Origin of the sequence: Paraliobacillus sp. JSM ZJ581 (genome assembly GCF_044383835.1) — a bacterium.
In the GTDB taxonomy this organism is placed as follows: Bacteria; Bacillota; Bacilli; order Bacillales; family Amphibacillaceae; genus Paraliobacillus.
Genome location: NZ_JBISEP010000023.1, coordinates 36,279 through 49,009 on the forward strand (window position 1 = coordinate 36,279; position 12,731 = coordinate 49,009).

The following is a 12,731-nucleotide window of genomic DNA, read 5'->3' on the forward strand; positions in this document are numbered from 1 at the left end:
GTCACCTCTTCAATTTACTGTCCATATTAAATTAGTGTATGCTTCTTTATATGAACTCATTTCTGTTTCTACTTCTATTGAGTGATCTATTTTTACGATTTTTTTCAATAAATCATCTCTGTTTTTAAAGGTACCATTTATAGCGAAAGACACTTGTAAATGGTTATTCTTCATTTGATGAAGTTTTATTGTACCATGATAAAGACTTGTTTTCATACTATGAGCGACAAAATGATGCATCAATTGATCTAATTGTTGAACTAATTTTTCATCATCGGCATAAATGTTATCATCTATCCTAATCGAATGATCGATTCGAAAGTTTTCATAGTGACATTTCAATTGTATAATCCGTAATGCCGTTTTTGGTAGTGGGATACGTTGTAATTTACGTTCTCTTTCTGCTTGGCTAACTGCATGTTTTATTTTTTCTTCAACTTTATCTAATTTACCCATTTGTGCATAACCAAGGATAATTTGCAAATCATTCATCCAATCATGACGATAATGCCGTAACAATTTCATCACTTCTTCTTCTCTCATATCTTACACCACCTTATCCTACATTACCAAAAGTATAGCAAAAATAAATGTCTGTTAAAAGAAAATTTATCCACAAATTGATTGCATTGGTTTTACGTTTTTCCTATTGAACATCTTTTTTAAAGCTTTTTAGTAAAATATAAGGAAGTTGTTAATAGTACTATATACAGGACTAAATAAGTTAATAGTTGCAGAATCTATCCTTATGGTGTAATTTTAGCAATAAAAAAATACGTTATTACTGCAAGCATAAATTAGAAAAATACATCTTAATTTAGTTTTTTTGATTTTGGAGATTTCATTCAATATATTTATGTAAATTAAAAATGAGTTAGTTTAATTCCGTTTATATGTGTTTTTGGTTCCTTTTAATGTTTTCATCATTTGTCAGTATAGCTTCATAAAACCCTTAGCATTCGCACTTCCTAACTAAACTAGTTAAACAATCACATATAGTATCTATCCATGTTTACAAGGCAGTAATACAAAAAACCAAACCATTCATTTCTTGAATAGTTTGGTTTCATTTTTGTAACTATTATGCTTCTTGTGTTGCTGGTAATGGATATACGCTCACTTTTTTACGGTTACGTCCAACACGTTCAAAGCGTACTACACCATCTGTTTTAGCATAAAGCGTATCGTCTCCACCACGCCCTACATTGACGCCTGGATATATTTTTGTTCCACGTTGACGGTAAAGAATTGATCCACCAGAAACAAATTGGCCATCAGCACGTTTTGCGCCTAGACGTTTTGACTCTGAATCACGACCGTTCTTTGTACTACCCACACCTTTTTTAGATGCGAAAAATTGCAAATCTAAACGTAGCATTAGTTTGCACCTCCTTATTTTTCAGAGATGGTAATGTATTGACCATAATCACGTTCAATGGTGTCTAATGAAACAATCATTCCCTCAAGTAACCATTCAGCACGCTCACGTGTCTGGATTGCTACTTGTTCAGGAAGCTCGACATATAGGTAACCACCTTCGCCACCTTGATCAATAATTGGCTCAATCTCACAAAGCTTTATCACAGCATTCACGGACCCAAATGAAACGGCTGACACTGCTGCACAAACTAAATCGTGACCAGCAGGACCACTTTCTGCATGCCCGCTTAACTCAAAAGCGTAAACTTTCTTATTCGATTTACGATAAATCGTAACTTTAATCATATTAGTCAACCTTACGCATTGATTTTTTCAATCGTTACTTTTGTATATGGCTGACGATGACCTTGTTTACGGTGGTAGTTCTTTTTAGGTTTGTATTTGAATACAGTTACTTTCTTTTGACGACCTTGTTTTTCAACTTTTGCCGCAACTGTTGCACCTTCAACGTAAGGAACTCCGACTTTTACATCATCTCCACTAACAAAAAGTACTTTGTCAAAAGTTACTGCTTCTCCAGCTTCTGCTTCTAACTTCTCAACATAAACTGTTTGTCCCTCTTCAACCTTCACTTGCTTACCACCAGTTTCAATAATAGCGTACATACTACCTGCACCTCCTTTAAAAACTCAGACTCGCCATACAGGTGTTGTAAAAAACAACTTATATGTTACCTGTTCTGTGCGGTTGTAGCAACAGGTGCTACGATGAATAACGTATTGATATTATCATGAATCAGACCAGTTTGTCAATAACTCGATCTTTATTCTTTTCCATGTAATCATTAATAAGAAGTTCTGTTCCAGCTCGTTTAACATGGAAGCCTTGTACTCCTTTTGAGTGTTCAAAATATATGGATTGTTTGATATTTGTTTCAATTTTTTCATGGTCAATAAATTGATGCCATAATTCGATTACTTTTGGTTCTACTTGAATTAATAATGCTTCTACGTCACCTGATTGATATTGGTACAATATACGTTCTAGACTAAATACAAATGAAAGTGGAGCATAATTAACTTTTTTTGTTTCGAGTTGTTCTCCTAATAATTTAGTAATAGAAGGAGATTCTCTTTTTCTCGTTAGCTCAAACAATCCCAGTTTAGTAAATCCGTGTATAACAGAAGGAACCCGATCGGAAGCAAGAGCTTTTTTTAAAGCATGAATTAGCTTCGGTTGTTCTTTTGTTGATTTCATATTTATAAAATCAATGATAATGATACCAGATAAATTACGTAATCGTATTTGTTCTGCAATTGCTTTTGCTGCCATGATATTGGTTTTCACGTAAGTTTTATCATGATGGTAGCGATCAGTGAATCCTCCAGAATTGACATCTATAACATTCATTGCCTCCGTTTCTTCTATCGTTAAAGTAATCCCGTTCGGTAAGATAACTGTTGGATCAAGTAATTGTTTAAAAAGTTGATCCATTGTTATTGGCAATAATCGTTCTAATGACCTTTTATACTGAATCTTACTGACCATTGTTGGATATTGTTTTTTAACCTGTTTACTACGTGTACTACTATCTAGATTAATCGCTTTAATTTCGGCTAGTGGATAACTACGAATTAGGCGGTCAGCAGCAGAATCATTTAAAAGAAGGGACGGAGCTTTGTTTGATTTAGCCTGATTGAATAGTTGATTCATTTGATCCCGCAATAGGCTAAATTCTACTTTAATCACTTCATCTTCTACTTCTGAAGCAGCTGTTCGAACAATGACTCCTTCGTTGTTTTTACACAACGAAGCAACCATTTTTTTCTTAGCTTCAATCGTTGACGCAGGTAGCTTTTTAGAGACGACAATATGATTGCCGTATGGTAAATAAATTAAATGTTGACCAGGTAAAGTGATATTCGCTGTTAATTTAGCCCCTTTTGATTCATACGCATCTTTCATTACTTGAACGATCAATGTCTGTCCTTCTGTAATGATTGATTCTATTCGTTTGTCTGGGCTAAACGGAAGTTCTTTCCGCTGCAAAAAACCATCTTTTTCTGCACCAATATCGATAAATGCAGCTTGCAGTCCCTTCTCGATATTTTTTACTTTTCCTAAATAAATATTGCCTACTTGTTGGGGATGATCAGGACGGTCAATCAACAGTTCTTTTATTTGATTGTTTTCAATTGCAATGGCTATTTTTTCGGTTGTTTCATCAAAAATATAAAAAGAAACCACAAGTGAACCTCATTTCTACTAATTTTCACGCACATCTTCGACTGTTGCTAAATAATTTTTCAATGTGAAATATGTATAAAGACATTGCTTTTCATTCCTCACACGTAAACTATTATGAATATAAATCTCATGATGATAGCCTCTATGAAATTGACTAAATAAATCAATTAGTTTGGTTTGGGTAGGTACTACTATTGGCCGTTTTTTTTGGTTAGCATACACAGCCTGTTGGCGATTCAATAAAAAACGTATAAAAACATAAAAGCGTTGTTTCCATTCTAATCTATTTTCCCACAGGATAAAAGCAAATAATAATAAGGTACTAAACGCCACATTTTGCTGATAAAGCATAAAGGCTATTAAGGATATTGTAAAAACAATTGATGTCACAATAGTGATCGTATGTGCTTTTCGGAATGGATATTGAAAAGATAGTATCGTTAATAATAATTTCCCACCATCCAATGGAAAAATAGGTAGTAGGTTAAACACGAGAATTGTCCAATTATATTGATGAGCTAAGTTCAACATTGAATCTGAAAGCAAGGAGAATTGTTCGATCCACTGCAATAAAAAAAACAGCCCTATATGCTGCACGGGACCAGCTAATGTTATCACCGCTTCTTCATGTAAAGGGCGATTAGCATATTCATCTGTTTCCATCACTCCACCAAACATCCACAACATTACTTTTCTTATTTTCCACTTGTAGAAAGTTGCCGCAACAAAATGCCCGAACTCATGGATACATACAATAGAGAAAATAATGATAAATTCCATGATCGTACCGGTCAGTAGTGAAACAGTTAAACTGAACCACAATGTTGGGTGAATAACAAGTGGTGGCAGGTGATTACGAAGCATCATCAACTTGAATCACCTGCACTGGATCGAGATACTGATTATTTTTCTTAATCGCAAAGTATAACTCTTTTTCATTATCTTTTGATGGAGTAAACATACCTATTTGTTGATTCGCTTTAATAAATTGATATTGATTAACATGAATATCAGATAAATTTCCGTAAATCGATGTACTTTTATCAGGATGCTGCACAATAATTGTTTTATTTGTCTTACGATCATTACCTGCAAAAACAACCGTTCCTTTGTTCATTGAAAAGACTTTCAACGGATCATTTGCTTTAATCATGATACCTTGTCCATTTACTTGAAATGACTCACTAATGGTTCCGTTCACTGGTAAAGCAGAGACAGGCTCTGTTGAGGTTGTTGTATCCTTAGAAACAAATGCAAAAGGTGAACCAAATTGCTGTTGATACCAATGATTAACTGTTGCAAAAGGAAATTCTTCAGTTAAAGCGGCAGTCGCCCAACGTTTCGGTTTTGATAACCATGATTGGTCAATCTGATGACTGATTGTAAAAAACATAAAGATAATTGCAGAAATCATTGTTTTTAATAAAAATGCAGAAAATAGTTTATGCTTATCTGATGATTGCGATAAGCTACCATACGTTGGCATATAACCATGCTTCTCTTCATCATCTAAAAAATATTTCACACTAGAAGTGGATAGGTTGTTAATTTTGCGAGGAGCAGTTGATGATTTTTTCTGTTTACGTCGAGCGATTTCTTTTCTAATCTGTTCAACATTTTTTTTCATTAGTTTCACTTTCCTTCATAAACGATTTGTACAAGTCTATGAACGAAACTTGTTTAATATGTATACACTTCCATATTAAACTCAGAGCTTAGTCTAAGAATATCACTCATATATAAGAAAACAAAAAGTATTTACGTTTGTTTGTAAATACTTTTTGTTTTCTTATGAACGTACGCCAAAGAATTTTTTCACTTTTGAAAGCACGCTTTTGTCATCTTTAAAAGATTGTAAAGGTACAGATTCACCTAAGATTCGTCTACTAATGTTTCGATATGCAATGGACGCTCTCGTGTTTGGTTGAAATGCAACAGGTTCTCCATGATTAGACGCTTTGATCACTTCATCATCATCGGCAATAATCCCTAGAAGCTCAATAGATAAAACTTGAACAATTTCATCAATATCTAGCATATCCCCATTCTTCATCATATGATTACGAATGCGATTGATCACTAGTTTCGGAGGTTCGATATCTTCTTTTTCTAACAAACCAATAATTCGATCTGCATCACGCACACTAGATTTTTCAGGTGTTGTAACAACAATAGCCTTATCTGCTCCAGCAACAGCATTTTGATAACCTTGTTCAATACCTGCAGGACAGTCGATTAAAATATAGTCAAACTCTTGCTTTAATTCCGAAATCATTTTCACCATTGCTTCAGGAGTTAAATCCGTTTTGTCACTTGTTTGTGCAGCTGGTAAAAGATATAAATAGTCGAATCGCTTATCCCTAATTAATGCTTGCTTCAGTTTACAACGTTCTTGTGCAACATCAATAATATCATAGATAATACGATTTTCTAATCCCATAACCACATCTAAATTCCTAAGTCCTATATCCGTATCCATCAAACAAACTTTCTTATCATTTAATGCTAGTGCTGTTCCTAAATTTGCCGTTGTTGTTGTTTTACCAACACCGCCTTTTCCAGAAGTGATTACAATTGCCTCACCCATTTAAAATTCTCCTTTCAAACCCATTTAACTCTGGTCTTTTTTGTGTAAGAATTTGCAATCGATCAATGACTATCTTTTCTTCACTCTCATCAATAAAGCCACATTCCATATAGACACCAGCTGATTCATAATCTGGTGATCTGCTTATATGATCTGCAATGCGTAATTGTGTTGGTTGCATGTAGGATGCAGCAATTACTGCTTGTCTATTACCATGAACACCTGCGTGAGCAATTCCTCTTAAACTACCTAAAATAAAAATATTTCCTGTTGCAATCAACTTTCCACCAGGGTTGATGTCTCCTATCAATAGTACATCTCCAACTACTTCGATAACTTGACCGGAACGAACCATTTTAGTAATTACTTTCATTTCATTCTCATCTTTCCATTTTAGTGCCTCTTCTTTTAAAAGCACATTCGATTCAATTGCTTGTACAACTAATTTATGCTTACTTCGAATCAAATCGCGAAGTGTCTGTTCCTGCTCCTTATGTAAATACCGATTACCTAAATGGATCGCAACTGTAATCATAGGGGCATCCTTATCAATATACTCCGTAGATAGGACGCGATCCAATTCATCTAATACAGCTCGAAAAGAACAGGAATCATCTATGTTCAATGTTAAGCCATCCCGTGTTCCTTTAATGGTAATCAGCTGCTTGTTTATTGTCACGGTTGGTTCACCTCATTCTTCTTGTCATTAACAATCTTTGTTATCGTGTATAGGTTATTAAAACGCTTATATTTTCTTTATAAATTATACTTTAAAATCCGATTAGATATTGTTCAAAAAAACACTATGACCCTTTGCTAGCAAATCGTTGTTCCGACCATTTTAAAAATTGTTTTTTGAAAATGGGATACAGAGCAAAAAAAGCAATTAAGTTATAACCAAGTGTTGGTAAAATCCGATAGGAAAGATAATTGATAATTGACATGTTGTTGATCCCAATAGAATAATAAACAAATGATACACCACTATCAACTAACACCAAACCAGAAATAACTAATAATAGTGTTACAAGGAAATTTGCATGTAATACTTTTCGCAATCCATGAATGAAATAAATAACCAGTCCATAAGCAAACATGTAGACACCAATAATGTCGGTGTAAATAATATCTCTCATTAACCCAATGATGATAGCAGCTAAGACCGAGTAGTAGGTATGTTCCAAATCATAAAACAAAGCCATTAGTATGAGGAAGATAAATGCCCAATTCGCAATAAACAACCAATCTTTCTGTAACACAGCAGCTGGTATAAAGTCATAAGCAATACCTTCCATTATAAATAAGAAAAGAAGTAAGAGAGGAATATATATACGCGACATTGCTATTCTTCCTCCCCTTTTGCTTCTTCTGAAGCACGATCCATTTGTCGATCAACAACAATGACATGATAAATATCAGATAAATCTGCAGACGTCTCTACGTAAGCTACTTTACTTAAACCATATTGATCCATTGTTACTTCAGTTATTTTACCTATTTCTAACCCTTTTGGAAACACGCCACCTAATCCAGAAGAGAATACGAACGAATCTTCTTTAATTTCATGATTTGAATCAGTAAATTCCAGCAATAATGCTTCCCTTTCTTCATCATAACCTAAAATAAATCCACTAGCGTCTTCTTCTTGTTCAGGTAAATTTACTTTTACAGAAATGCGGTTTGAACGATCAAAGCCATTTAACAATAAGACAGTTGAGGAAAACTGTGATGTTGATTGAATTTTACCTATCATTCCTTCACCAGTAATAACAGCCATATTTTTCTTTATGCCATCTTGCAACCCTTTGTTGATAGTGACTTGTCTAAACCATTGTTCAGGGCTTCTAGCAGTAACAGATGCTTGAATCGGATGATAAGCATCAATTTTATCAGAATCTGTCTTATCAATAATTGACGTTAATTTTTTATTTTCTTTTCGAAGTTCTTGCACTTCATATAATGTTTGTTGATACTGATTAAGCTTTTCTTTTAAGCGTTGATTTTCATCGTACACATTTTTCATGTCATCAATAGCAGTAAAAATTGATGATACATACTCTACTGGCGTATGAATAATTTGTTGCATCCAACTGGTCGCATCTTTAGCGAATTGTTCTGGAGCACTTAGTTTTTCTCTATCACGAATCGAGAATCCAATTAAACCGACAAGGATAATGATTCCGATTAATATTGTAAACAATCTTTTCCTTCGAAAAAAAGACATGCATGAACACCCACTTATTCCATTGATCTTGTAGCAATATTCGGTTGTGATTTAAAGTGTTGAATATATTCTAACGATTTTCCAGTTCCTATCGCTACACTATCTAAAGGATCTTCGGCAATGAAAACAGGCATTTTTGTCTGATCACTTATAACCTGATCTAACCCTGCAAGTAATGCTCCGCCTCCAGATAGGACAATCCCTCTATCCATTATATCTGCTGCTAATTCTGGTGGGGTTTTTTCCAAGGTGCTTTTCACAGCATCAACAATTGCACTAATCGTATCATTTAAAGAGCTAGAAATTTCTTCTGCTGTTATCGTAATTGTTTTTGGCAAGCCAGTTAATAGGTCTCTTCCCCTAATATCCATTTCGGCATAGTCTGCTGGTTTTCCTGCATAACCAATATCCATTTTTATTGATTCTGCTGAACGTTCACCAATCATTAGACTATATTTTTTCCTAACATAGTGAATAATCGCATCATCCATATCATCACCTGCAATACGAATCGATTTGCTTGTAACAATACCACCTAATGAAATAATAGCTACTTCTGTTGTTCCTCCACCGATATCAACAATCATACTACCTGTTGGCTCCCAAACTGGTAACCCTGCTCCTATTGCTGCAGCAAACGGCTCAGCAATAGGATATGCTTCCTTAGCTCCTGCTTGTTTTGTAGCATCAATAACTGCACGTTCTTCTACCATTGTAATACCTGAAGGAACACAAACCATGACATTTGGTTTTCTAGCAAAGGCAGAGCGATTTTTTTGTGCTAAACGAATGTAATATTTCATCATTGCAGCAGTTGTATCATAATCTGCAATAACACCGTCTCTCATAGGTCGAATGACAGAAATATTTCCTGGTGTACGACCAATCATATTACGTGCATCACCTCCGACCGCTTCAATATCACCTGTTGAATTGTTACGTGCAACAACGGAAGGCTCTCTAACAACGATACCTTTTGATTTCATGTAAACTAACGTATTTGCGGTACCCAAATCTATACCTAAATCTTGTGAAAAATTAAATGCCAACTTAAATCTCCCTCTCTAAAACTTACATTGTCTATTCGTTTTTTAAAAAATTATATCCATGAAGTAATATTTTTTTATTATAAATATCATAACATGAAATGGCTAGGACGATATTTCCATTTATCATAGCAATTAGCGCCAAGCACAAGAAAACTTGTAAAATGGCGCTAATAAAAATTTCGTCTATATAATTATACGAAAAAATACAAAAAATAGATAGTACTATACATATCCTTTTTCTTTTAATGAAATAAATTTATGATCACCGATAACCAAATGGTCTAAAAGTTCTATACCAATCATCTTACCGCACTCGGCTAATCTTTTTGTTACGTGAATATCTTCTTGGGAGGGAGAAGGATCACCAGACGGGTGGTTATGACAGCAAATAATCGATGCGGCAGCACGTTTCACCGCTTCTCTAAACACTTCACGAGGATGAACAATCGAGGCGTTAAGACTCCCGATAAATACGGTTTGTCTATGAATGACTTGATTCTTCGTATTGAGAAAGATACAAACAAAATGCTCCTGTTTCAACATGCGCATTTCTTCCATTACAAAGTTAGCACCGTCTTCTGGACTTCTTATACAATAACGTTCTTGAGGTTTTAGCTGATTGATTCGATTACCAAGTTCAATCGCGGCAAGAATAACAACCGCTTTTACCGTGCCAATACCTTTAATTGCCGTTAATTCTTCCAAAGTCGAGTCACGCAACAAATTAATTCCTTCAAAATGCATCAAAACCCGTTGCGCGAGTGCTTGTACTGACTCTTCTTTTGTACCTGTTCCTAATAATATAGACAGTAATTCCTGATTAGAAACGTGGTGCGCACCTAATTTCGCTAACCTTTCTCTAGGGCGATCTTGTGCAGGTACATTTTTCATTGTGACATGTATTTTATTCAAAATTCCACCTCATTCATAAAAAAGACTTTAATATGATTAAGTTTACGAATATAGATACTAAAAAACAAATAGCTAAATTGGTATAAACAAGAATACTATTCATCCTAAACACATCATTTACAGTACGATTTAAGTATTTTCATTCTCTAGTTTAGTTACAATCAACTATTTTCTATAAAAAATTATAATTGATCATATTGATACCATGTTTTTATTAATTGATCATAATATGATCGTTGTGACGCATCGTCTTTTATAGCTTTAGAAAATGAACTAGCTGATTGCTTCAAAGTGACTAAAGCGTCTGAAATCTCTTTTGGCGCAGCCTTAACCCAAGCATTCCACTCTGCTATTTTACCTTCTAACGCTTTTTCACCTGTATCGTTTTCTATCATACTAAGAAATAGTGGTGCAAATCCCTGTAACCATTTTCCTTCTTCTACTGTTAAGTCTATTGCCTTTTCCTCTGTACTCCACTGACGAACATAGCCTTCATAATTTGATTTAGCTAACTTCTCAGCCATTTGATCTGCTTTTTCTTGCGTCAAATGGACACTAGTAAATAAGCGAATTCCATCGTCTGCTTTCCAAGAAAAAACGTTGAATCCAGCTTGTTTCATTTTCTCTTTCCATTCATTTGCTTTATCCTCGGTAGAAAACATCCCTGCTTGAACAATAAACGCGGAGATACTATTTAATGTAACAGATTGTTTTTTTGAATTCGATATGTTATTGCCTGTTTTTTCTTCACCATCTACTGGGATAGACTGATCCGAAGATACTGTTGTGTCGGTCTTGTCTAATTCAACAAACATTTTTAAGACGCCAAAGCCAAAGCCGATACCTACAATAATAGCAATACTTGTTGTTAATAAAATGGACTTGATATATCGATGTTTCTTTTTTTTCGGAGTGGAGGTTGTATAAACCGGTGTCCGTCGTTCCAATTCATCCAATTCACTATCCTGCTCATCTAATGAGGCTGCCTGCTCCTTATACCAATCATAAGGTGAAACCGTTTTCTGACTATCTAATTCTATTTTTTCATTATTTAACTTCACAACAATTTTTTCTTTGTCACTCATGACTACTCTCTCCAATCTTAGAGACTTACTTTGCCATACTCTATCACAGTTCAATTAAAAAGAAAGGCGAGTTTTGTCTATTGCTATAAACTATTTTCCAACAAAAAATGTGAATTAACACCTTATAAAATTAATGAGACACTAGTGTCCTTTCTTCAATTTCATATTTTGAACATAATTCTTTTAACGTATAGTTTTCTTTCTTGTATGCCTTTAATACTTCATACTTAAACGGACTAAAGTAAATTTACATTTATCGGACATAAAAAACTCCCCTTAAGTTGAAAACAGATTTTCATTTTTTAATCTGTCTACCTTGAGGGGAGCATATCATACTAACTATAAGGCTCATTGATTTTAATTTTTAATTATCTATATATTTTGCTTCTTCTTTGTCTATTATTTCTTCATTTCCATTATACCTGTACCCTATTACATAAGTTTTTTTGAATCATCTTTAACATAAAATTCATAATAATTCTCTGTTTCATCTTTAAAAACAATGTTTGCATAATATGTTCCTAGTTTCCAATCAAAAGAAATCTCTTTTTCTTTTATCTTATCTTCATAGTTATTTTCTGTTATATTAGCATCTATTACCTCAGTTATCTCTTTCTTTTTATTAAAATAGTTCATATAAATCATTCCTGTTGCAAGTAAAATAGTAACTATGATAATTGTTACCAAAATTTTAATTACTTTTCCATTTTCTGTTGACATTTTTTTATTCGCATTAAATTCCATGTAAAAATATGAAAAAGTAATAATCTTGTTTTAAATAATGTTTTTGGCATATTATTTATTCTAACACATCTTTTTATAAATATAATTCTGACTCCAAATCGTACAGGTTATTTCTTTAAATCTATGTTGAACAGCTAAAGGTTTTGCTTTATTTGCTTTGTCAAATTAAACGAGACAATAAGTTTTTATCCAAATCTTGATCCACATAATCTATTTTACGCTTACGGTTATAAATTGAGTGTATCAGGACATTTCTTTTTTTATGTCTCGTTTAATTTTACGATTTGAAATTTTTATTGCAACTGAAGATTAAAGAATATAATATTGTTAATTTAGGAGGAATATAAGTGCATAGAATAGAAATTGATGATATAAAATGGGATTTTGATTTCAAAAAAATTTTGCTTGGAGAAACTTATAATGAATGTAAGCGTCAAATAGCCCACACCTATCATTCAGGTCTGGGCTCATGCTATGATTGGGTTACTTCTTACTTGGTACGC

The 12,731-nt window shown here is 33.7% G+C and carries 15 protein-coding genes and 1 other annotated feature; all 15 genes read right to left on the minus strand.

The features are described from left to right. Positions 1-9: 9 nt before the first annotated feature. The 15 genes from ACH6CY_RS12080 to ACH6CY_RS12150 all read right to left on the minus strand — a co-directional run bounded on the left by ACH6CY_RS12080 (position 10) and on the right by ACH6CY_RS12150 (position 12,228). Entirely contained in the window at positions 10-543 is a 534-nt protein-coding gene (locus ACH6CY_RS12080) for a Spo0B domain-containing protein (protein WP_374067595.1), read from the minus strand. Between the two features lie 538 nt (positions 544-1,081). Beyond that, complete coding sequence (gene rpmA, locus ACH6CY_RS12085) at positions 1,082-1,378, minus strand: 50S ribosomal protein L27 (RefSeq protein WP_374067596.1); 297 nt, start codon at positions 1,376-1,378, stop codon at positions 1,082-1,084. Positions 1,379-1,392: 14 nt separating this feature from the next. Then, entirely contained in the window at positions 1,393-1,725 is a 333-nt protein-coding gene (locus ACH6CY_RS12090; protein WP_374067597.1) for a ribosomal-processing cysteine protease Prp, read from the minus strand. An 11-nt stretch (positions 1,726-1,736) separates the two neighbouring features. Further along, a complete protein-coding gene (gene rplU / locus ACH6CY_RS12095; protein ID WP_374067598.1) occupies positions 1,737-2,045 on the minus strand; it encodes a 50S ribosomal protein L21 in 309 nt (102 codons plus the stop codon). Between the two features lie 16 nt (positions 2,046-2,061). Then, positions 2,062-2,139, minus strand: a sequence feature (ribosomal protein L21 leader region). 36 nt (positions 2,140-2,175) lie between these two features. Then, positions 2,176-3,627, minus strand: a complete 1,452-nt coding sequence (locus ACH6CY_RS12100; RefSeq protein WP_374067599.1) for a ribonuclease E/G — start codon at positions 3,625-3,627, stop codon at positions 2,176-2,178. An 18-nt stretch (positions 3,628-3,645) separates the two neighbouring features. Next, entirely contained in the window at positions 3,646-4,494 is an 849-nt protein-coding gene (locus tag ACH6CY_RS12105; protein WP_374067600.1) for a M50 family metallopeptidase, read from the minus strand. Further along, positions 4,481-5,254, minus strand: coding sequence for a peptidoglycan DD-metalloendopeptidase family protein (locus ACH6CY_RS12110; RefSeq protein WP_374067601.1), 774 nt, complete (start codon positions 5,252-5,254; stop codon positions 4,481-4,483). Before ACH6CY_RS12110 ends, ACH6CY_RS12105 begins: the two co-directional genes overlap by 14 nt. Before the next feature lie 162 nt (positions 5,255-5,416). Continuing rightward, positions 5,417-6,214 carry a septum site-determining protein MinD gene (gene minD, locus ACH6CY_RS12115; protein WP_374067602.1) on the minus strand — a complete coding sequence of 266 codons (798 nt, stop codon included), beginning with the start codon at positions 6,212-6,214 and terminating at the stop codon, positions 5,417-5,419. Then, a complete protein-coding gene (minC, locus tag ACH6CY_RS12120) occupies positions 6,207-6,893 on the minus strand; it encodes a septum site-determining protein MinC (protein WP_374067603.1) in 687 nt (228 codons plus the stop codon). The genes minD and minC overlap by 8 nt, the downstream gene beginning before the upstream one ends. Positions 6,894-7,017: 124 nt before the next feature. Next, a complete protein-coding gene (mreD, locus tag ACH6CY_RS12125; RefSeq protein WP_374067604.1) occupies positions 7,018-7,554 on the minus strand; it encodes a rod shape-determining protein MreD in 537 nt (178 codons plus the stop codon). Between the two features lie 2 nt (positions 7,555-7,556). Further along, complete coding sequence (gene mreC, locus ACH6CY_RS12130; protein ID WP_374067605.1) at positions 7,557-8,438, minus strand: rod shape-determining protein MreC; 882 nt, start codon at positions 8,436-8,438, stop codon at positions 7,557-7,559. A 14-nt stretch (positions 8,439-8,452) separates the two neighbouring features. Beyond that, positions 8,453-9,487, minus strand: a complete 1,035-nt coding sequence (locus ACH6CY_RS12135; protein ID WP_374067606.1) for a rod shape-determining protein — start codon at positions 9,485-9,487, stop codon at positions 8,453-8,455. 222 nt (positions 9,488-9,709) lie between these two features. Beyond that, positions 9,710-10,378: a RadC family protein gene (gene radC, locus ACH6CY_RS12140; protein ID WP_374067610.1), complete on the minus strand. Its 669-nt coding sequence runs from the start codon at positions 10,376-10,378 to the stop codon at positions 9,710-9,712. A gap of 203 nt (positions 10,379-10,581) precedes the next feature. Then, positions 10,582-11,484 (minus strand): SPOR domain-containing protein, encoded by a 903-nt coding sequence (locus tag ACH6CY_RS12145; RefSeq protein WP_374067607.1) that lies wholly within the window; start codon positions 11,482-11,484, stop codon positions 10,582-10,584. Positions 11,485-11,916: 432 nt separating this feature from the next. Continuing rightward, positions 11,917-12,228, minus strand: a complete 312-nt coding sequence (locus tag ACH6CY_RS12150) for a DUF3139 domain-containing protein (protein WP_374067608.1) — start codon at positions 12,226-12,228, stop codon at positions 11,917-11,919. Positions 12,229-12,731: the final 503 nt, after the last annotated feature.